This window comes from Olleya sp. NP1-10, assembly GCF_055804415.1.
Map to the genome: position 1 here is coordinate 1,309,599 of NZ_CM147840.1, position 20,820 is coordinate 1,330,418.

A 20,820-nucleotide genomic window follows, 5' to 3' on the forward strand; every position below is an offset into this window, starting at 1 on the left:
GATGTTGTTATACTGTTTGTAGTTGTTTGTTGTATGCTTTTAAGATATCTTGTTCAAAATGTTTGTAAAATTCTGGATCAAAATTGGCTTCTTTTAAATTGTTTATTACGTAATCTACATCACGTTGTTCTGTCAACCAAGTATCAAAAGTTTCGTGTCGCATTCGGATACCAAATGTATTGATGCCTAAAAATACTTTAGTGTCTTTGTTGTAAGCTACTGTTATGCATTTGGTGTCGTCTTGATGTTTCCAATGGAAATGTTTTTCATGCTCTGGACGTCCACGCTCGCCAAATACCCAACCGTAAGTTTGGTATTCGATATCTAAAAATTTTGCACTATTAAACCAATGTCCTGGTTTGTATTGAAGTTTATTTCCACAAATGGTTTGCGCTAAAGTTTCTCCCATCATACGTCCAGTGTACCAAACTGCTTCTATCGGACGTCTGTTACCAATTGCTTCGTGTTGCTCAGCACAATCTCCAATTGCATATACATCTTTGATGTTAGTTTCTAAATAACGATTGACTAAAACACCTCTATTTGTTTCTATTTTAGAGTCTTTTATAAACGAAATGTTTGGAGATACTCCAGCAGTCAGTCCAACTAGATTACAGGCTATTTCTTCTCCAGTTTCTTCAATAATTATGGATTTTACGTTTCCGTTATCGTCCGATTTAATTTCTTTTAAATTGGTATTTAATCTTAAATCAATGTGGTGATTTTTTATGTGTCTGTTAATCATTTGACTTTCCCCTTCAGGTAAAACACCATTCCAAAAACTAGTCTCTCTAACTAAAAAAGTGACTGGTATATCTCTGGAATTTAGCATTTCTGCCATTTCAATACCAATTAATCCTCCACCCACAATTACAGCATGTTTGCACACTTTGTTGTCTGGTGCAGTGTGCTGCATGTTATCTAAATCTTGTTTACTGTATAAGCCTTGAACGCCTTGTAAGTCTTGTCCTGGCCAACCAAATTTGTTAGGTTTACTTCCTGTGGCAATCACTAATTTATCATAAGTCATTGTATCACCTTCGGCAAAATGGAGTGTTTTGTTATCACTATCGATAGTATTGACATAGCCTTTTTTTAAGTCGATGCGGTTTTTCTCCCAAAACCAATTTTCGTAAGGTTGTGTGTGCTCAAATTTCATGTGACCCATGTACACATACATTAAAGCTGTACGAGAAAAAAGTAATCCGTTTCAGCAGAAACAATAGTGATTTTTTTATCCGATAATTTTCTGACGTGTCTTGCTAGAGTAACTCCAGAAATTCCGTTTCCTATAATGACGATGTGTTCCATAAATTGAGATTGTTAGATAGTCTGTCGTTTTTAAAGTTAAAAACTTAATTGGTTTAATAATTTAGAATGGATTTAAATTATTAGTATTTGTAAGTTTTTAAAACATATTGAGACGTCATTTTTTTTATTTTTTTGAAAGTTTTTGTTAAATGTTAAGACTTATTTGATGTTACAAAGATTTAAAACCCAATATAATGATGAAAAATAGCCTAATAATTGTGCTTGTTGTCAGCGGATTATTTTCCGCGAAAGCGCAAACCCTTAACGACTTTTTTACACAAACAGATGCCTTTTTAAAATCCTACGTGGTTAAAGGTAAAGTAGATTACAAAGCAGTAAAAGAAAACGTTGCTAGTTTAAACACAATTTTAACTATTGCAGATAATATTACTGTAGTTCAAACAGATGCTAAAAATTATCAAGCTTTTTGGATTAATGCGTACAACCTGTCTGTTATTAAAGGAATTGTTGACAATTATCCGATGGCTTCACCATTGGATAAAGCTGGTTTTTTTGATAAAACAACGTACAGTTTAGCAGGACAAAAGGTAACATTAAATACCATTGAAAATGAATTGCTAAGAGCTAAGTTTAATGATGCAAGATTTCATTTTGTACTAGTTTGCGGAGCTATTGGTTGTCCACCTTTAATTGCTAATGCTTATCTACCAAAAACATTGGATGCGCAATTAGAACAACAAACAAAACTAGCGTTAAATGGTGATTATTTTGTAAAAGTTAATGACAAAAAGAAAACTGTTGAAGTTTCCGAAATCATGAAATGGTACAATGAAGATTTTGTACAAAATGGTATGACTGAAATTGAATTTATAAATAAATACAGAACCAATCCAATACCTAAAAATTTTAAGTTAAAATACTTTTCTTACAACTGGAAACTTAACAAACAATAAAAAAAATATAACGCTTTCGCGGAAAGCAAAACAAAAAAAGCATGAAAAAACTAACTTTACTACTATTAGCTATTACAACTTCAATAACTGGATTTTCTCAAGATGAAGACACCTCAGGAAGTAACATTCAAACCTACACACCTTCAAAATTATTAAGCCAAGGACAATGGGATATTAAGTTTTTTAATAACCTTTATACACAAACAGAAAGTACGTTTACATCTGGTACTGAAGCTAGAGAAACTTATTTTACATCAACTGTAGATGTGTTTACAGGTATTAGTGCTAACAACCGTTTTAATGTTGGTTTATTATTAGAGTTTAGGTCTAATGTAATTGGAGATCGTGATGCTTTAGATGTGTTTAAATTTGATGGTGAATCAAATACAGCACGTTCTGGTTTTACATCTTTTGCGCCTGCAGTTAAATTTAATCCTATAAAAAGTGTTAGTAATTTTACTATCCAGACAGCGTTTCATATTCCTTTAGTTGATAACGAAAGTGAAAACGGAGTATTTTTAGATCAAAAAGGGTTTACGTTTCAAAATCGTTTTTTTTATGATTATAATTTTAACTCTAAATGGCAACTATTTACAGAGCTTAATACAGAATATCACTTTGGTAAAAAAGAAGATAGTTTTGCTAATAACAGTTTAAGTTTAACACCAGGTTTGTTTTTAAGTTATTTTCCGAGTTCTAAATTTACCGTTTTAGGATTGGTACAACATTCACAACGTATAGATACGGGTAATGATTTTGAACAAGATTTTACTGCAGTTGGTGGAGGAGCAAAATATCAAATTAGTGATGTATTAAATATTGAAACTTTGTACTCTAAATTTGTTAGAGGTAGTAATACTGGTTTAGGACAATCTTTTAATATTGGTTTAAGAGCCTTGTTTTAATAAATAACATTAATTTAAAAGTAAATATATCCTGCTGAAAAGCGGGATTTATTTATATTTAGTCAAAAAATATAATGCGCTTCATTCAGATTTTACTTATTGTAATTTTACTTCAATCTTGCACAGCTCAAGACAAAAAAATAAACGGAGTTAGTTTTGTTGCTCATAGAGATAGTATTACTCAAAAAAATATTAACCCTTTATTAAATGTTAATGCCAATTATGCTGCAATTATGCCTTTTGCTATGGTTAGACATTTAGAGCATCCTGTTGTTAATTTTGATGCAGAAAGACAATGGTTTGGCGAAACTATTATAGGAGGGAAACAATACATTAATACTTTAAAAAACAACAGTATTGATGCTATGTTAAAGCCTCAAATTTGGGTTAGAAAAGGCGAGTTTACTGGTTTTTTAAAAATGAAATCTGATGAAGATTGGTTAACTTTTGAAAAAACGTATTCTAAATTTATTTTAACCTTTGCCAAGGTAGCTCAAGACACTAATACACCAATTTTTTGTATTGGTACAGAGTTAGAACAATTTGTTAAAGCTAGACCAGAATATTGGTTTAATTTAATTAATGAGATTCGTGAAATTTATAATGGTAAATTAACCTATGCTGCTAATTGGAATGAATTTGAAAAAACACCCTTTTGGGACCAGTTAGATTATATAGGTGTTGACGCTTATTTTCCGGTTAGCGATAGTAAAACACCTACTGTTGCAGAGTGCTTAGAAGGATGGATTTTGCATAAAACAACTCTGAAAAGTTTTTCAGAAAAATTTAATAAACCAATTTTGTTTACCGAGTTTGGTTACCGTAGCATAGATTATGCAGCTAAAGCACCATGGACTGTAGATAGAATAGAAGAAAGTGTTAACCTAGAAGCACAAGTTAATACCACGAAAGCCTTATTTGAAGCTTTTTGGAAAGAAGACTGGTTTGCTGGAGGTTTTGTTTGGAAATGGTTTATAAATCATGACAAAGTTGGAGGTGTTGATAATAATCGATTTACTCCACAAAACAAACCTGCTGAAAGCCTTATTAAAGAACATTATAAAGTAAATTAGATGAAGTATTTAGTATTTGTTTTAACCTTTTTGGAGTTACAATTGCGCAATCGCAAAACATTACAGATTTAAAAATACAAGGTAATAAAAAGCTAAAATCTAGTTTTGTGAAAAAAGTAGCTAATGCTAAAGCTGGTGTTGTTTTGGATAGTATCCAATTAGATGAAGATATTAAATTATTAAAGCGATTACCATCTGTTTCTCATGCGTATTATCAAGTATTTCCATCAGAAAATGGAGATTACAATGTGTTTTATAATATCGAAGAAAATTTTACCATCATACCTTCCTTTAATGTATATACCTCAAATGATGGCGAGTTTGCTTACAGGCTTGGAGTGTATGAGTTTAACCTTTTAGGTCAAAATATGATTTTTGGTGGATTTTATCAAAAAGACATATTTAGTTCATATGGTATAAATTTTAGAGCACCTTATTTGTTTAGTCGTCAGTTTGGTTTGGCGGTAAATCATCAAGATTTACAAACCTTAGAACCTGTTTTTTTGATAACACAACTTCAGATTATAGATACAGAAACAAGTCTTTTGAAGTTTTGGGATTGTATCAGCCTAACTTTAATAACCGTTTTGAGTTTGGACTTAATTATTTCTTAGAAGAGTATCAATACAGATCAGGTGCAACCAGTCCAGATGTACCACAGGATTTAAGTGTCAATAAATTATTATATAAAGGTATTTATGAGTACAATAACTTAGACTATAATTATCAATATGTATCAGGTTTTAAAAGTCAATTAAACGTACAATATGTAACGTCTACTAGTGATGATTTACCTGAGTTTTTAATTGGATGGAATGATTTTAATTATTACAAAAGAGTAGGGCAAAGAGGGAATTGGGCAACACGTGTTAGATTAGGATTGTCAAGTAATGACGAAACGCCTTTTGCACCATTTTCAGTAGATAACAATTTAAACATTAGAGGTGTTGGTAATACCATTGATAGAGGTACAGGAGCAGTCGTTTTAAATACGGAATATAGACATACATTATACGAAAAAGGTTGGTTTGCACTACAAGGTAATGCGTTTGTGGATGCAGGAAGTTGGCGAAATCCTGGTGGAGATTTAGGCGATTTTGGTGATGCCGATAATTTACGAGTGTTTCCTGGAGTAGGCTTGCGTTTTATACACAAATCTATCTTTAATGCTATTTTTAGAATAGATTATGGTTACGGAGTTTCAGAAAAAGATGGTCAAGGCTTGGTCTTTGGTATCGGTCAGTATTTTTAATAATAGGCTTAATTTATTTAAATATTATAGTATAATATGAAATTAAATAGAAACTTTGTAGTTGGTGATATTCATGGAGGATTAAAAGGGTTAAAGCAATTGCTAGAGCGTATTGGTTTGACTGAAGATGATAGCTTTATATTTTTAGGAGATTATGTAGATGGTTGGAGCGAATCTGCACAGGTTATTCATTTTTTAATGGAGTTTTCTAAGCAATACAATTGTATTTTTATAAAAGGAAATCATGATGCTTGGTGTCAACAATGGTTGGAAGATAAAACCGTAAATCAAGCTTGGTTTGTTAATGGAGGTGAAGGTACAATAGCAAGTTATAAACCGTTTTCAGACGAAGATAAAGCCATGCATTTACAGTTTTTTAAACAAATGAAGTTGTATCATCTTAACACTAATAAGCAATTGTTTTTGCATGCTGGATTTACATCAATGCATGGAGCAGATAAAGAAATACATCCTGAGACTTTATATTTTGACAGAACCCTCTGGGAAATGGCAGTCACTATGGATAAAAGAGTAAAAAAAGACTCAGTATTATATCCTAAACGTTTAAAGCATTATCACGAAATTTATATAGGACATACGCCAACGATTAGATTTAACTCCGATCAACCAATGCAAGCCATTAATGTATGGAATATTGATACAGGAGCTGCATTTACTGGTAAAGTTTCAGCTGTAAATATTGAAGATAAAACCGTATTTCAAAGTGATAATTTACCTAAGTTATATCCAGATGAAACAGGACGAAATAGTACGTCTTATAATTCTTCTATATAAATATTAAGGATATCAACGTTTACAGATTTTGTTCAAATAATAATCATGTAAATCTTTAGCAGAAGCACCAAACCATTTTTTTATATAAATCACTAAATAATGGTATTGTAGTGTCCAAACGCCATGTTTTTGATATAACCTAGCTGAGGTTTTAAGCTTATGGTTAATCACAACAAATTCTTTACGTTTATAAAGTTCATTTATTAAAATATTGTCTTCGTAGATTATATAATTTTCATCATAACCACCAATATCATTAAATAACACTTTGGTTATAAACTGACTTTGATCACCACCACGACTTGCACGCCAAGAAAACTGAGTTAACCAACTAGTAAAACGTAGCCACCAATGGTTGCTATCAAATTGTAATCTAAAACAACCAGCATTATTACCTTTTTTAATTTCATCTAAAATTAATTGGTCATATCTGTTAGGCGGAAAAGAATCTGCGTGTAAAAAATAAAGTATATCTCCTTTTGAAGCTTTGGCACCAAGATTCATTTGTTTAGCACGACCTTTTTCAGAATGTAAAACTTTAATATTTAAACCTAATGCTTGGATAATTGAAACGGTATTATCTGTACTTCCACCATCCACAACTATAATCTCTTGGATGGTGTTTAAAGAAGCATTATCAATTAAATGACATAATACTTCTGTAATGTGTTTAGCTTCGTTTAAAACCGGAATAATAATACTTATCATGCTGTATTTACGTAAGTTTTATTAGGTTGGTTTTAGTTGTTTAAGTCCCAGTTGTAATCTTTGTAACTAATTTTAGCTTTCGCTGAAATTGTTAAGTCTGTATACTTGTTCAAAAAATCAATTAAACTTCCGTTTTGCTCAAAATCTTTACTAAACCATTTAAAGATTTTAGATATTTTTAAAACGTTTTCAGAGATTTCATTTCTGTTTGTATCACTTAAAAACTCTTGAGTAGCCAAGGTTAATTGTTGTTCTAAATTATCTGCTGTAAAGGCAGTATTTTGTAATTTAGGACAAGAATAAGAAGCACAAACAATAGCAAAGTGGATGCGCGGTTCGTCCATTTTACGTAGTATTTTATGCTCGATATCTTCAAGATTATACCATTTATCACCAAATTGCCATAAGCGCTGTTCCCAAGGGTTTTTAATATCTTTTATGCTTTTTACAGGATAATTTTTTATAATTAAATCTATTGTTAAAGCATTATAAGCATTAATCCAAAAGGCTAACTTTTCTTCTTTTGACCAATCCTCTATATTTTCAGCGTGAGTTAAAGCATCGATGTAAATAGCAAGAGTAGTTTTGTCTTCTCTAAATTGTTTGTAATCTACGTTTCCTGAGACAGAAACATGTTTTTGTAAGAGGTCATTCCATCTTTGGTGACTAAAATTATCTGTTTTTGTAGTCTTAGGAGGCAAAGGAGGTAGTGGTATTTTTTCTGTAAGTTCTATAGTTCCGGTTGGAGAAGAAAGTGTGTCCTTCTTTACAGTATTGACTATATCTTTTTTACTTTCAGCTTCAACTATAGCTTCTTTTTTTAAATTAACAGTTGCTATTTGGGTATTTGATACAGTTTGTTTTGTGCTTTTACAAGCGCAGAACAAGACTAATAATGTTAAAGCTATAAGTTGTTTCATTTTTTTAAAGGATATAATTCTTGACTTATAAAATCTTTAGGAAACGTTTCGTCACCTTCAAACCCCAACTCGATATCACGACCATCATGTGGTATATAATTGGTTTTAAAAATATAATCCCAAATACTTAGGGTTATACCAAAGTTAACGCCAAATTTTGTGTGCTCTGGTAAGTGTTTTACATGATGCCAAATATGCATTTTTGGATTGTTAAATACATACTTTAAAACACCATAATCCCAACCTAAATTGGCATGGTTTAAGTGTCCAACGGTTATTGCAAAAAAGTGGACTATTGCAACGTGTTGTGCATCAAAACCTCCAATTATTGCAATTGGTATGTATAACATGGATTTGTATAAAACTGGTTCCATCCAATGGTAGCGTAAATGGGCTGCAAATCCCATTTCTTTGACACTGTGATGTACTTTATGGAAGTTCCATAAAAATTCAAAACGATGTAATAAATTATGAGTTATCCATTGCGTAAAATCTGAAATTATAAAGAAGGTAAATAGTCCTAGCCATAATGGTAAATTATCTACATCAAACAGTTGAAAACTTGAAATTGATAAACCAACAACGCCTAAAATATCATCAAAAAAACTTGCAGCAGTATTAGATAAGGCTATTAAAACAATAAGATTCAGTAAAAAGAAATTAAAAAACATGTAAAACGTATCCAACCAAAAATCCTTGCGAAAAATAGATTGCTTTTTACGCCAAGGAAACATAATTTCTAAACCCCAAACAACTAATGATATTATGATTAATCCATAAAAATAGTTGTCCCAGTTATTTGGGAAAATAATTTGGTGTTTTAGGTAGTTCCAATAGCCAAAGTAGGCGTTTTTTATAATGTCTAAATACTTTTCCATAGTTGGCTAAATTAGCCTTTTAGTTACTTTTTTGATGTAACTAAAGTTACATCGTGTTATAATGATTCTATCAACCCTTTAAATAGTGTAATCATATCAGGTTCTGCTTTATTAGCCATTGCAATAATTTCACTAATATCTACAGGTTTTAGATTACTTGGGTCGCACTCGTCTGTTAAAACTGACACTGCAGCTACCTTTAAATTTAAATGATTAGCTACAATTACTTCTGGGACAGTACTCATACCTACTGCATCTGCACCAATAATTTTAAGCATGCGGTATTCTGCTCTAGTTTCTAATTGTGGTCCAACAACACTAGCGTAAACACCTTCATGTAATTTTATATTATTAGATTTTGCTATAGCTTTAATTTTTGCATTTATGTCTAAATCATAAGGTGCACTCATGTCTGCAAAACGCTCGCCAAGCTCAGCGACACCTTTAAAAGCTAGAGGTGAACTTCCTTGTAAGTTAATATGATCGTCAATAAGCATTAATTCGCCTTTCTTAAAGTCTAAATTAATAGCTCCAGAAGCATTAGAAACCAATAATGTTTTGATACCCAATTTTTCCATAATTCTAACTGGGTAAGTAACATCTTGTAAACTGTAACCTTCATAAACATGAAAACGACCTTGCATTACAATTACTTTTTTTCCAGCTAATGTTCCGTAAATTAATTTTCCTTTATGAAACTCGACAGTAGCAGTTGGGAAATTAGGAATGTGATTATAGCTCACTTCATGTATAACTTCAAGTTCATCGGTTAATTTTCCTAATCCAGTACCTAAAATAATACCAACTTCTGGTTGGTCAAATCCTTTTTCTTTTAGGTATTCTACGGTTTTATTTATTTGCTTTATCATGTTCAATTAAGGCTTTTAAGGTTTGGTTGTTGGACATATCTTCATATGTATCAACATCATTTAATGGTTCTAACAAAAATACGTTTTCCTTAATTAAATCCTTCATGGTGTCTTCAAAAACTGTTTCGGTTCCCCAAGATTTATTTTCAAAAACAGCAGGATGCAATTGTTTCATTGCTAAAAGATAATAGCCACCATCTAAAGCAGGTCCAATTACTACATCATTATTATCTAAAGCGTCAAAAGCTTGATTAATATGTTCGGGTTTTAGATCGTATAAATCGCTACCAACAATAATTATTTTGGTGTAGCCAGAATCAAAACCCGTTTTAAATGCATTAGACATTCTTAGACCTAAGTGGTCACCCAATTGTTGGTGTTTTTGATATATGTCAGGATTCCAAAGGTCGTTTTCTCTAATTTTAACCGAGTAATATACAGCCTTGTCACAGTCTATTTGTTGTAAGACACTTTCGGTATGTTCTAATAATTTTTTATAAATCGCTAAAGCGGAAATATTGCCAATAGTCTTAGCTAATCGTGTTTTTACTTTTCCTAATTCAGGGTTTCTGGTAAAGGTTATTACTAGATTTTTATGCATGAATTTTTATTTTTTTGTGGAAGTTGTTTCAAATACTTTTATCCCTTTAGTTAGCCATTTGCTCCAAGCTTCATTAAAAGTATGTATTAGTTCTGTTTGATTGTCTTCGGAATCTACTACAGTAAAATCATTGTTTTTCCATTCAAATATGCCTCCGTAAAGATTCAGGACATTAGTGTAGCCTTCGTCTTTTAGTTTTTTTGCAATGTTTTCAGATCGTATTCCTAAAGAGCAATAGACTACTATTTTTTGGTCTTTATTAGTGTATTTTTCTGTAACTGTTTTGATGTCAAAAAAATCGTAACCTACTAAAGTTGCATTTTTAATGTGACTGACTTCGTATTCTTTAGGTTCTCTAGCATCTAATATAATAGCATCAGTTTTTGGCATTGCTAATTCTTGCACAGAAATATAAGGAACGCTGTTTTTGTTGTGTTTTTTTAGTAACTCATCCAACGTGTCTTGCGCTATGCTTTGTGCAGCAAAAAGACTTATAAATAAAAATAATACTGTTTTCATAGTGTTATAAATTAATTCCGAAACCTTGTAATCCACTTTCAATAGCTGGTAAAATCTCGGTATTATCCCAAATACCAGTCACTATTGTTCTTGCGTATTCTTCAGGCAATAGTCCGTTTTTCATTAAGTTATTGGTTAACTTATAATTATAGTCGAGCGTATGATGTGTAAATTTCACTTCACCATTAATTTCTTCTAAAATGGCATACCAAACTTGTGGTGAGCCATCGTTAGCAGGCATACCAATAACACCTGGATTTAGCCATAATTTATTGTCTTGCTCATGGCTAAAAGGTAATCCACAATGTCCAGCAACAATAACATCGCTTTTAGTTTTGTCTATTGTTTTGGCCTTGATATTCCAGTCGGTAGATTTAAATACAAATTCTGATACATTAAAATAATCACCATGTACAACGGTTACTTTTTTATTAGCATAATTAAAAGTGATATGATCCGGAAACGTTGCTAAATACGCTATCGAGTTTTTGCTCAGTTTGCTTTGTGCATAAGGATACCAAAGTTTAGAAAATCCATCACATCGTGAACCCTCAGTAAAATCACAACCGCAATCTTCTTCGCCTTCTATAAGTTGTATTTCTACATTACCTAAAATACTTTTAGCATTCCAAATTTTTAAAAGCTGAACCGTTTCTTCTGGTTGTGCGCAATAGCCAACAACGTCTCCTGTGCAAATACAGTTTTCTGGAGCAATATTTTGCTGTTCAGCAATAGCTTTAAGTGCTTCTAAGGCTTGAAGATTACTGTAAACGCCTCCAAAAAGTAAGACTTTACCAGATAATGTGCCTATATTATTTATTGTTTTATCCATCTAGGAACGAAATATAAAAGGTTACAACTAAAAATTCCCCAAACATTTACCCAAAGTAAATCTGCATAACGACCCTTTGTAAAAATTAAAGCTTCTGGGAAAACTTTGAATACTAATAAAAATCCAAAAAGGATACCACAACCAATACTTAAATAAAAGCTAATTTTTGGCACTTTATAATTCCAGAATATAAATATTGGTGTTAAGCCAATCACCATAGTTCCAGATATTGTGGTGGCAGAGAGGATTTCGGCATTAAAAAATATGGGAATCGTACCAAGCACAGCGATTGCTACCATCGCTAATCTACCAAATGTTAAGCTTTTACCTAATCCTAAATCGGCTGCTAATAATTTTGAAAACGATGAAAACGTTGAATCTAAGGTTGATGCTGCTGAGGTAATCATAATAAAATTAATTACTAATAATACCGTAACTCCAAATGCTTTTCCAACCTCTACAGCTGCTTGTCCTTTTAAACCTTGAGTTTGTGCATACACACCAATTAAACTAAAAAGTACAATACAAATAGCTCCTAGTAAACTAGCCCACAAAAAGCTTTTTCTAGTCACTTTTGGCGAACTAATAAAAGCTCTGTCTGTTAAAACTGGATCATGAAAAGGATAACTAAACGATTGAATTATGGCTGCAAAAAAGAGGTTTAGACCTAGGTCATAACTCCAAGTTCCTGAAGTTACAATGTCTTTTGTGCTAAAATTTTCAACTGAAAAAATAGTATATAAAATAATGATTAATAATACAGAAAATAAAACCATTTGTATCACGTCTGTAAATATCGAGCTGCTTAATCCTCCTTTTATGGCATAGCTAAGTGTCAATACTGTAAATACAATGATGGCTGTGTAATAGCTAGCACTTCCTGTTTCTCCAAAGTAAGAGCCAATTACCATGGTATTACTCCAAACCTCATTAAATAATCTAATGATGATTAAAAACGTGAACACAGCTACCGCTTTTTTTCCAAATTTACTAGTTAAAAAGTCATGAATACTTGCAAATCCACCTTTGGTACGTAATTGATAAATTAGTAATCCTGCAACCGCAAAACTTAAATAATAGCCAGCATAGGCGACACCTCCAACCAGGCCAAAATCTAATCCTAAATTGGCAGCATTAGTAATACTTTTGGCAAAAATCCAAGAGATTATTAAACTACCAGTTAAAACTAAAACATTTGGTGACTTTTTATTGTGATTAGCTTTAAAAAAAGATGCAGTGGTTTTTGAATAAGGTGATAAGGCAAACAAGATTAAACTTGATGCGATCACTAAAATCCATTGCCAAATTTCTGTATTCATGTGTTAGTTTTGATCCCACCAAACAGGGAAGTTAATATCATTACCATTAGTTGCACTGGCTGCTTGATTATAATTTTCGGCATTTAATGCTTCTTCTTCTGCTGGATAAGGCATCCTTACAGGTATTAATCCATTGTTTAAACTTGCAGATATTGCATTAAACTCAGGAAAACCTGTGCGTCTGTATTCTAGCCAACCTTCATAACCATTTATAAGATTGGCAATCCATTTTTGGGTGATAATTTGTTGTAAAGGCGTTGTTCCTGGTGCATTATAAGCAGCATTGGTTGTTAGGTAAGTTGCAGGTAAGTCGGTTTGCCAGTATTCAAAAGCTTGTGAGACTCCAGTTTCATATAATTCTTGTGTATTGGCACTAATTAACCCTTTTAAAGCAGCTTCAGCTAAAATAAAATGAACTTCCCAAGAGGTTATAAAATTAGCATCCAAAACCGAAGTGTCTTCTCTAAAAGCACTTCCAGCTAAAGAATAGTCTGCCAAAGCAATTGATGTTGATGACGCGTCAATACCATTAAGTAAACCATTAAATTGATTGGAAGACGAGTTTTCAAAAGGTTTGAAAAATGTGCTCATTCTATTGTCATTCAGGTCAATCAAAATGTTTTCCATGGTTTCCGATAGGACAAAATTATTGAAATCTCCTACTCTTAATTGAGCTAATCTAAAACTATTTGGATCCGTGTTTGTAAAGTTGAATATAGCATTTTCAGCTGTAGCTGAAATATAATTACCTTCATTATATAAGGTTTGTAATTGAGTAGAAACATCCACTTGATCGGAAATACGAAGCAAATATTTCAATTTTAAACTATTTGCAAATTTTACCCAAGCGTCTAAATCACCATTAAATAAAATATCTCCTTCCAACGGAATTGCTAAATCGTAATTTGTAATCGCTTCAATCCCTTTATCAAGGTTATCTAAAATACCGTTTTCATTTAAATAAATAGATTCTTGACTGTCATAACTTGGTGTAACGGTTCCCTCAATACCATTAAAGGCTTCAAAATAGGGCACATCACCAAACAAATCTGTTAATCCTGCTGCCATATATGCTTTTAAAATTAAAGCAGGACCTTCATAAACCTTAAAGGTTGAGGTGGTTTTGGATTGTGTTAATATAATTTCGTTATCACGTAAATTGGTGTAAAATATTGGCCAAGGATTTCCGCCTAATTGTGGCGATTTCAAGGCGTGTCTGTCAAATAAATTGAAATCTAAAGCAGTCCTGTGTTGCGATAATAAATCGCCAGCAACAAAACCTTCATAACTCATTTGTTCTCCAAAATCATAAATAACTTGGCGTAGTAGCAAACTAGGTTGTACTGTGTTTGGAGCATTAGGATTGGTGTTTATATCTTCAAAGTCTTTAGTGCAACTTGTTGTTAAAACAAGTGTAAAAAAGCTTAATATGTATAATGTTTTTTTCATGATGTTTCTATTAAAAATTTAAACTTGCTTTTAATCCAAAACTGCGTGATGTGGCATAACTCATGTCTTCCACACCGCTAACAAAACCGTTACCTTGTACTGCTAATTGTTCTGGGTCAAAGTGTGGGTTTTCAGTGATAACAAATAGATTTTTGCCAATTAAAGACACTGCAATGTCTCCACCTTCTTTTAAGCCTAAAAAGCCTTCTTTTAATTTAAAATTATAACCAACAGAAAATTGTCTCAATTTTAAGTAAGACGCATCGTAGACGTTATTTTCTTCGTGATTTCTGTCGTAAAACTGTCTGTAATAACTTTCTGCTGTAATGGCAACAGTGTTAGGTGCTCCAGATTGTGTGACACCTTCTGCAATAATACCATCTTCTGGTCTGTATTCTGTTTCGGCTAATTGTCCTCCAACGTTACCCAAAGCACTTGTTCTAGATACAATTTCACCACCTTGTCTCCAATCAAACAAAAAGCTAGCAGACCAGTTTTTGTAGTTAAAATCGTTGCTCCAACCTAACGTGAAATCTGGATTATAGTTCCCTAATTTTTGCAGGTTGTTATCTGCAATGTAGTTTCCGTTATCATCAATTATAAATTGACCATTTTCATTTTTTAAATATCCAGTACCATAAATGTCTCCAATCTGTCCTCCTTCTTCAACTTGAAACCAAACCGTTTGATTGGCACTATCGTAAATTCGGCTGTAAGCCAAAGTTAAACGTCCATCTTCTTGAGGTAACTCTTCGATAGTTGCTTTGTTTTTAGCAAAATTAAAGGTTGTATTCCATTTAAAATTAGACGTTTTAATAGGAGTGAAGCCAGCTATAATTTCGACACCAGTCGATTTTACTTTTCCACCATTTACAACTTGTTGTTCATAACCTGACGAAATTGGTATTGGTAATGAAATTATTTGATCTTTAGTTATAGCATTATAATAGGTAAAGTCAAAACGAATACGATCTTTTAAGAAACGTAAATCTGCACCAAATTCGTAATTTGTGGTGCTTTCTGGTTTTAATTCTGAATTAGGAATAAAATTCTGATTACTAAAAGTAGGTTGACTATTAAAAGGTGTTTGCGATACAAAAGCTCCGGAAGTTTGATACGGATTAGTATCGTTACCAACCTGTGCCACACTGGCTCTTAGTTTTGCAAAAGACACAGCTTCAGGAAGCTCTGCAACATTAGATAAAATAAAACTGGCTGAAGCCGAAGGATAGAAAAAAGAAGTACCATCCACCGAAAAAGGTGTTGCTAAAGCACTAGACCAATCATTACGACCAGTAATGTCTAAAAACAGAAAATCTTTATAGCCTAATTTTGCTATCCCGTAAAAGGAATTGATACGTTTTTTAGATTCAAACTGAAACACTTCAATAGGTGATGCAGCATTATTTAAATTAAAAATTCCAGGCTGCGCCAAACTAACCGTTTGTGATTGTTTGGTCGATGCTGTTTGGTTTAATCGGTTTCCACCAATGGATACATCTAGTTTAAAATCGCCAAACGAATTATTGTAGTTTAATAGAAAATCGGTGTTAACTTCTCTGTAAAACACATCATGTTCTGCGTAAGCTCCATTCTGAAAACGATTACTAGAATACGCACGTTTTAGTATTCTTTTTTCAGACGAATAATCCATTCCTGTTCTAACCTGAAGATTTAAATGGTCTGTAAATTTATGTGTAATAGCTACGTTTCCGAAGACACGATCCCGATTAAAACTATTTGTGTTTTCGTATAAAATAAAATAAGGATTATCAAAAAAGGTGTAGTTAAAGCTGTATTGTTGTACACCTTCTAAACCTGGTTGCCAATAGTTTTTTAAGCTATTAATATCAAGGCTTCGTGGTCCCCAAGCTACCAAACTGTAATTTACATTTTCGCTACCATAACCGTTAGATGGTCTGTTATCACTTGTGGAATTGGTGTAAGAGAATGAGGTTGAAATAGTCGTTTTTTCTGTAGGCTCAAAATTTAGTTTTGCAGCAACAGTTTGTCGGTCTAAATTTACACCAGGAATAATAGATTCGCTTCTTAAATCTGTAAACGATAATCTATAATCACCAGTATCAAAACCATTAGAAATAGCAATATTATTTATTGTAGTAATTCCTGTTTGGTAAAAATCTTTTAAGTTATCTGGATTAGATTGAAATAAGGTTGGTGTAATTGCGTCACCAGAATATAAAGCAGTATCTCCACCACGTACAATAGTTCCGTTTGCTAATGTCACAGGACTATTAAATTGCGGAAGGTAAATACCAGCATCCAATTGCGGTCCCCAAGAATAGGTGATGTTATCATTAATTCCGCCTCCAAGACCATCGACATATTCAAATTGTCCAGAATTACCTTGACCGTAACTATTCTGAAAGTCCGGTAATCTAAATGCATTGTCCACGAATAACGACGTGTTAATGCTAATCCCTAAACCTTTAGTTTTTTTACCATCTTTGGTTTTAATAACAATCACTCCGTTTGATGCGCGCGTACCATATAAAGCAGCAGCACTTGGACCTTTTAATACAGAAACCTCTTCGATATCGTCTGCATTAACTTCCATAGCTCCATTTCCAAAATCTATTTCCTGAAAACCAGCAGCAGCTTCGTTTGTAAAGTTAAAAACAGTATTGTTATTAATTGGAACACCATCCACTACAAACAAAGGATTGTTGTTAGAAAATGAGGCTTCACCACGAATAGTTATTTTTGAAGACGATCCAACACCTGTGGCACCTTGAGAGACTGTTACACCTGCAAGTTTACCAGCCAAATTATCAATAAAGTTAACCGTTTTAACTTCGGTTAAACCCTCACTTTTTAAAGATTGTACTACGTATCCAAGTTCTTTTGTATCTCGTTCAAGACCCAAAGCAGTGATAACTACTTCGTCTAAATTAGAGGTGTCCTCTTCCAAAATAACATTAATAACCGATTGATTATTAATTGCAATTTGTTGTGTTTTGTACCCAATAAATGAGAATGTTAAGTTTTCCGTTTCGTCAGAAATTGTAATAGAATAATAACCGCTATTATCGGATATTGTTCCGTTATTTTGGTCTGCCAAAATATTGACGTATGCTAAAGTTTGTCCATCTTCAGCACTTGTAATTGTACCAGTAATTGTAGTTTGAGCAACGCTAAATGTACAAACAAGTAGCAAAGCACATAAGTAAATGTGTTTCATTAAATAAAGATTAGTTTCAGTGATTTTTTGGCTAAAAGCCTTTAGTTTTTAACAGAAACTAATGCAGGAGATCCTTTATTAAAAGGTAATTGTACTGGTAGTAATGTGCGATGTAACGCTACGTGTTTAAATATCGCTTTCGCGGAAATACATAGCTGTAATAATATTATTTTTAGTGCTTTTGAAACCGTTTTGTAACTATTTAAAATTGCTTTTAAGTCTTTAAACGAATCGATGTCGTCTAAGGTTTCAAGTGTGCTAAAAGTGATTTTAGTTGAAGATAAGCAGTGTAATGTTGTGCTTTTTAATTCTGAGGATTTCCAAGGTAAATTTTTAAATTGCTTAGCATTAAACAAGTTTTTGGTTAAGCCCATTAAATAAAAGCCACCATCTTTTGACGGTCCAAAAACCAACTGATTGTTGTTTAGTTTTTGGTAAGCTTCATTAATATGTTTTGTTTTTAAGTGTGGCGTGTCATTTCCTATAGAAATAACATTATTATAACCGCTATCAAAAAGTGATTGAATAGCATTTGTAAATCGATCACCAAAGTTTAAACCTTGTTGCTGTGTTTCGGTAAAATGAAAAAATGGTAATCCTGTTTTTTTAACTTTTCTAATCGTATCGTTTGTAAGGGTTTCAAACAACTGACTATCCGCAAAAGATTTGCGTTTAGCATCCTCTTTAGCAGAATTAGAAAAAATTAAAATGGCAGTTTTAGTCTTCATTTATAGATTTCCGCAACAGCGAAAAAAGTTAGTTTTATATTAAGCAACAACACCTTGACAGCTGCTTCCTGCTCCTGCAGTGCAACCGTAACAATGTTGTGAAATTACTATGTTTCTACCTTCAAGTAGTTCGGTTTTATAGTCTGATATGTGTTTAGATTTGCTATTTACAGGTAACTCTAACATTTGGTTAAAATCGCAATCAAATAAATACCCATCCCAACTTACAGACAGTGTATTGGTACACATGACGTTTGCAACTGCAGCTGGATTATAAGCCTCTACTAATGAGTACATGTAATCTTCGTAGTTTTCTGAAGCTATTAAAAAGTCTAAAAATCTAGCAATCGGTAAGTTAGTAATCGCAAATAAGTTATGAAACTGGATGCTAAAATCTTCCATCAACGCTTTTTTGAAATCTTTTTCCATAGCCATTTGATCACCAGGTAAAAATGCACCTGAAGGATTATAAACTAAGTCCAGTTTTAAGTCGCTTCCTGGCATACCGTAACCAACAGCATTTAATTCTTGTAAGGCTTTAATAGACATATCAAACACACCTTTACCACGTTGTTTGTCTGTTTTACCACGAGTCCAATGTGGCATTGAGCTTATAACATGAATGTTATGCTTTTTGAAAAACTGTGGTAAATCGTAATACTTTTTGTTAGCACGAATAATGGTTAAATTAGAACGCACGATAAAGTCTTTAATTCCAATTTTTGAAGCTTCTTCAACAAACCATCTAAAGTTAGGATTCATTTCTGGAGCACCTCCTGTTAAGTCTAATGTGTGTGCTCCTGTTGTTTTAATAACATCCAAGATTTGTTGCATCGTCTCTTGGGTCATGATTTCTTTTCGGTCTGGACCAGCATCTACGTGACAATGCTCACACACTTGATTACACATGTAACCAACGTTAATTTGTAAAATTTCTAGAGGTTTTGCTTTAAGCGGAAACTGACTAGTTTCGGAAATTTTATTTTTAAAAGTCGGTAATTCGCCATCAGCAAAAATTCCGCCAGATAAAATTTCTAGTTGTTTGTTGCTTTTTGCTAAATCGCTACCTAATTTTTTAAGAGATTTTGTTGCCATTAATCGTGTTATCTTGTTTGTAATTCTTACGTAAGTAAACTTGTTACAGTTTTATATTAACCATCTAATTTGTTCACTTTATTCATCATTTGCACACCATGTACTAAAGTTGCTCCACTTTTTATTGCAGCACCAACGTGTATGGCTTCCATCATTTCTTCTTTTGTAACACCACGTTGTAAACCATCTTTAGTATAAGCGTCTATGCAATATGGACATTGCTCTGTATGTGCAACAGCTAGTGCTATTAATGATTTTTCGCGAGCAGTTAAAGCGCCTTCTTCAAATACTTTTCCATAATAGTCAAAAAACTTGTTACCAAGTTCTTCATTCCATTCTGTGATTTTTCCGAATTTTCTTAGGTCTGCTGGATCGTAATATGTTTTTGCCATTATATTTTTTTCTTTAAAGATAAATATCTAAAATCGTTTTGTCGTTAAGATTTAAAACTACTAACAAAATTTGTATTTTTTTAATTAATAGTTAGTAGGTTTAGGTAGTGTGTACTTTTTAGTTTGAATAATGTCCTTATTTAAAACCGTTTTATTCAAAAAGTAAAACACATCATCTAAATCTTCTGGATGTACGTTAGCAGCATCATGATTACCTTCTTTTACTATGTTTAAATAGTAAGGTGAATTTAATTGCTCTAATTTTTTTGTAATTGTTTTTGCGCCATGTAGAGTTATGTATCCAGGTTTTTTGGGATTACAATTTTGATGAGGAGCAGTTCCATAAGGTACAGCGTAGTCTTTAGTGCCATGCGTGAGTGCTACAGGAATTGCATTTTCTGAAGTTAAATAATCAATATCTATAATCGCTCCTGAAAATCCTATAACACCAGCATATTTAATGTTTTTATAACTGTCAACATTTGGTATAAAAAAACGTTTCATAAAAGCGACATGTAATGCGGTTTCTGCACCAGCACTGCTTCCTGCAGCAATCATCTTGGTGGTATCTACTTGAAGCATGTTGCTATTTTGATAGATAAAATTAGTTGCGTCTAAAAAATCTATGACAGCTTGGTTAAAAGTGAATAATTTGTCCTCTTTGCTACAATTACATCCAAAACCAGTTTTAGTTCCTTTTCTTAATAATCTATAGGATATTGAAACACCAATATAGCCATTTTTGTTTGCAGCTTTTACAATGTTAAATTCGTCAATTCCATTGCGTCCACCACCAGAAAAGCCTCCACCATGCATCCATATAATAACGGGTAAACTATCTGTAGGTTTAATATTTTTAGGAGTGTATACATCTAGTTTAAGTGTGTCTAATCCCTTGGTTGCGTATGTGTAGGTTTTCATAGTTTGTGCTATACTTGTAAAACAAGTTAAAATAATAATTGCTGTAAAAATCTTTTTCATTTAGCTGTTTGGTTGTTTAAAAACCATAGTTTTAGAAGGTAAAGGTCAAAAAAACAATTAAAAATTAATTTAATTGT

20 protein-coding genes and 1 pseudogene are annotated in these 20,820 nt (G+C 32.5%); 6 read left to right on the plus strand and 15 right to left on the minus strand.

What is annotated here, in order from left to right:
• Window positions 1-7: 7 nt before the first annotated feature.
• A pseudogene (locus AC0L4B_RS06020) lies at window positions 8-1,311 on the minus strand (NAD(P)/FAD-dependent oxidoreductase).
• A gap of 197 nt (window positions 1,312-1,508) precedes the next feature.
• Here AC0L4B_RS06020 and AC0L4B_RS06025 point away from each other — a divergent pair.
• From AC0L4B_RS06025 to AC0L4B_RS06050, 6 genes are all read left to right on the plus strand, one after another.
• A complete protein-coding gene (locus AC0L4B_RS06025; protein ID WP_473438977.1) occupies window positions 1,509-2,225 on the plus strand; it encodes a DUF547 domain-containing protein in 717 nt (238 codons plus the stop codon).
• Window positions 2,226-2,266: 41 nt separating this feature from the next.
• On the plus strand, window positions 2,267-3,130 hold the full coding sequence (locus AC0L4B_RS06030) for a transporter (protein ID WP_473438978.1): 864 nt from the start codon (window positions 2,267-2,269) through the stop codon (window positions 3,128-3,130).
• Window positions 3,131-3,204: 74 nt separating this feature from the next.
• On the plus strand, window positions 3,205-4,203 hold the full coding sequence (locus tag AC0L4B_RS06035) for a glycoside hydrolase family 113 (RefSeq protein WP_473438979.1): 999 nt from the start codon (window positions 3,205-3,207) through the stop codon (window positions 4,201-4,203).
• A gap of 107 nt (window positions 4,204-4,310) precedes the next feature.
• Entirely contained in the window at window positions 4,311-4,817 is a 507-nt protein-coding gene (locus AC0L4B_RS06040) for a hypothetical protein (RefSeq protein WP_473438980.1), read from the plus strand.
• Window positions 4,763-5,455, plus strand: a complete 693-nt coding sequence (locus AC0L4B_RS06045) for a hypothetical protein (protein ID WP_473438981.1) — start codon at window positions 4,763-4,765, stop codon at window positions 5,453-5,455. Before AC0L4B_RS06040 ends, AC0L4B_RS06045 begins: the two co-directional genes overlap by 55 nt.
• A gap of 36 nt (window positions 5,456-5,491) precedes the next feature.
• Window positions 5,492-6,250: a metallophosphoesterase family protein gene (locus AC0L4B_RS06050; protein WP_473438982.1), complete on the plus strand. Its 759-nt coding sequence runs from the start codon at window positions 5,492-5,494 to the stop codon at window positions 6,248-6,250.
• Window positions 6,251-6,262: 12 nt separating this feature from the next.
• On the opposite strand, the gene AC0L4B_RS06055 is transcribed toward AC0L4B_RS06050, so the two are convergent.
• The 14 genes from AC0L4B_RS06055 to AC0L4B_RS06120 all read right to left on the minus strand — a co-directional run bounded on the left by AC0L4B_RS06055 (window position 6,263) and on the right by AC0L4B_RS06120 (window position 20,743).
• Window positions 6,263-6,958, minus strand: coding sequence for a TIGR04283 family arsenosugar biosynthesis glycosyltransferase (locus tag AC0L4B_RS06055; protein WP_473438983.1), 696 nt, complete (start codon window positions 6,956-6,958; stop codon window positions 6,263-6,265).
• Between the two features lie 32 nt (window positions 6,959-6,990).
• Window positions 6,991-7,878: a DUF547 domain-containing protein gene (locus AC0L4B_RS06060; protein ID WP_473438984.1), complete on the minus strand. Its 888-nt coding sequence runs from the start codon at window positions 7,876-7,878 to the stop codon at window positions 6,991-6,993.
• Entirely contained in the window at window positions 7,875-8,756 is an 882-nt protein-coding gene (locus AC0L4B_RS06065) for a sterol desaturase family protein (RefSeq protein WP_473438985.1), read from the minus strand. Before AC0L4B_RS06065 ends, AC0L4B_RS06060 begins: the two co-directional genes overlap by 4 nt.
• A 56-nt stretch (window positions 8,757-8,812) precedes the next feature.
• Window positions 8,813-9,625, minus strand: a complete 813-nt coding sequence (locus tag AC0L4B_RS06070; protein WP_473438986.1) for a purine-nucleoside phosphorylase — start codon at window positions 9,623-9,625, stop codon at window positions 8,813-8,815.
• On the minus strand, window positions 9,606-10,226 hold the full coding sequence (locus AC0L4B_RS06075; RefSeq protein ID WP_473438987.1) for a TIGR04282 family arsenosugar biosynthesis glycosyltransferase: 621 nt from the start codon (window positions 10,224-10,226) through the stop codon (window positions 9,606-9,608). Before AC0L4B_RS06075 ends, AC0L4B_RS06070 begins: the two co-directional genes overlap by 20 nt.
• 6 nt (window positions 10,227-10,232) lie before the next feature.
• Window positions 10,233-10,745 (minus strand): rhodanese-like domain-containing protein, encoded by a 513-nt coding sequence (locus AC0L4B_RS06080; protein WP_473438988.1) that lies wholly within the window; start codon window positions 10,743-10,745, stop codon window positions 10,233-10,235.
• A 4-nt stretch (window positions 10,746-10,749) separates the two neighbouring features.
• Entirely contained in the window at window positions 10,750-11,577 is an 828-nt protein-coding gene (locus tag AC0L4B_RS06085) for a metallophosphoesterase family protein (protein WP_473438989.1), read from the minus strand.
• A complete protein-coding gene (locus AC0L4B_RS06090) occupies window positions 11,562-12,896 on the minus strand; it encodes a sodium:solute symporter family transporter (RefSeq protein WP_473438990.1) in 1,335 nt (444 codons plus the stop codon). The genes AC0L4B_RS06085 and AC0L4B_RS06090 overlap by 16 nt, the downstream gene beginning before the upstream one ends.
• Before the next feature lie 3 nt (window positions 12,897-12,899).
• Entirely contained in the window at window positions 12,900-14,345 is a 1,446-nt protein-coding gene (locus tag AC0L4B_RS06095; protein ID WP_473438991.1) for a SusD/RagB family nutrient-binding outer membrane lipoprotein, read from the minus strand.
• A 10-nt stretch (window positions 14,346-14,355) separates the two neighbouring features.
• A complete protein-coding gene (locus AC0L4B_RS06100) occupies window positions 14,356-17,547 on the minus strand; it encodes a SusC/RagA family TonB-linked outer membrane protein (protein ID WP_473438992.1) in 3,192 nt (1,063 codons plus the stop codon).
• Window positions 17,548-17,588: 41 nt separating this feature from the next.
• Window positions 17,589-18,275: a TIGR04282 family arsenosugar biosynthesis glycosyltransferase gene (locus tag AC0L4B_RS06105; protein WP_473438993.1), complete on the minus strand. Its 687-nt coding sequence runs from the start codon at window positions 18,273-18,275 to the stop codon at window positions 17,589-17,591.
• Window positions 18,276-18,314: 39 nt separating this feature from the next.
• Window positions 18,315-19,370, minus strand: coding sequence for an arsenosugar biosynthesis radical SAM (seleno)protein ArsS (arsS, locus tag AC0L4B_RS06110; RefSeq protein ID WP_116824040.1), 1,056 nt, complete (start codon window positions 19,368-19,370; stop codon window positions 18,315-18,317).
• A 56-nt stretch (window positions 19,371-19,426) separates the two neighbouring features.
• Window positions 19,427-19,762, minus strand: a complete 336-nt coding sequence (locus AC0L4B_RS06115; RefSeq protein WP_028283334.1) for an arsenosugar biosynthesis-associated peroxidase-like protein — start codon at window positions 19,760-19,762, stop codon at window positions 19,427-19,429.
• An 84-nt stretch (window positions 19,763-19,846) separates the two neighbouring features.
• Complete coding sequence (locus tag AC0L4B_RS06120) at window positions 19,847-20,743, minus strand: alpha/beta hydrolase (RefSeq protein ID WP_473438994.1); 897 nt, start codon at window positions 20,741-20,743, stop codon at window positions 19,847-19,849.
• Between the last annotated feature and the right edge of the window lie 77 nt (window positions 20,744-20,820).

Bases quoted from the DNA above. Each gene is read 5' to 3' on its own strand.
- AC0L4B_RS06025 (WP_473438977.1), top strand. From the start codon at position 1,509: ATGAAAAATAGCCTAATAATTGTGCTTGTTGTCAGCGGATTATTTTCC.
- AC0L4B_RS06030 (WP_473438978.1), top strand. From the start codon at position 2,267: ATGAAAAAACTAACTTTACTACTATTAGCTATTACAACTTCAATAACT.
- AC0L4B_RS06035 (WP_473438979.1), top strand. From the start codon at position 3,205: ATGCGCTTCATTCAGATTTTACTTATTGTAATTTTACTTCAATCTTGC.
- AC0L4B_RS06050 (WP_473438982.1), top strand. From the start codon at position 5,492: ATGAAATTAAATAGAAACTTTGTAGTTGGTGATATTCATGGAGGATTA.
- AC0L4B_RS06055 (WP_473438983.1), bottom strand. From the start codon at position 6,958: ATGATAAGTATTATTATTCCGGTTTTAAACGAAGCTAAACACATTACA.
- AC0L4B_RS06060 (WP_473438984.1), bottom strand. From the start codon at position 7,878: ATGAAACAACTTATAGCTTTAACATTATTAGTCTTGTTCTGCGCTTGT.
- AC0L4B_RS06065 (WP_473438985.1), bottom strand. From the start codon at position 8,756: ATGGAAAAGTATTTAGACATTATAAAAAACGCCTACTTTGGCTATTGG.
- AC0L4B_RS06070 (WP_473438986.1), bottom strand. From the start codon at position 9,625: ATGATAAAGCAAATAAATAAAACCGTAGAATACCTAAAAGAAAAAGGA.
- AC0L4B_RS06075 (WP_473438987.1), bottom strand. From the start codon at position 10,226: ATGCATAAAAATCTAGTAATAACCTTTACCAGAAACCCTGAATTAGGA.
- AC0L4B_RS06080 (WP_473438988.1), bottom strand. From the start codon at position 10,745: ATGAAAACAGTATTATTTTTATTTATAAGTCTTTTTGCTGCACAAAGC.
- AC0L4B_RS06085 (WP_473438989.1), bottom strand. From the start codon at position 11,577: ATGGATAAAACAATAAATAATATAGGCACATTATCTGGTAAAGTCTTA.
- AC0L4B_RS06090 (WP_473438990.1), bottom strand. From the start codon at position 12,896: ATGAATACAGAAATTTGGCAATGGATTTTAGTGATCGCATCAAGTTTA.
- AC0L4B_RS06095 (WP_473438991.1), bottom strand. From the start codon at position 14,345: ATGAAAAAAACATTATACATATTAAGCTTTTTTACACTTGTTTTAACA.
- AC0L4B_RS06100 (WP_473438992.1), bottom strand. From the start codon at position 17,547: ATGAAACACATTTACTTATGTGCTTTGCTACTTGTTTGTACATTTAGC.
- AC0L4B_RS06105 (WP_473438993.1), bottom strand. From the start codon at position 18,275: ATGAAGACTAAAACTGCCATTTTAATTTTTTCTAATTCTGCTAAAGAG.
- arsS (WP_116824040.1), bottom strand. From the start codon at position 19,370: ATGGCAACAAAATCTCTTAAAAAATTAGGTAGCGATTTAGCAAAAAGC.
- AC0L4B_RS06115 (WP_028283334.1), bottom strand. From the start codon at position 19,762: ATGGCAAAAACATATTACGATCCAGCAGACCTAAGAAAATTCGGAAAA.
- AC0L4B_RS06120 (WP_473438994.1), bottom strand. From the start codon at position 20,743: ATGAAAAAGATTTTTACAGCAATTATTATTTTAACTTGTTTTACAAGT.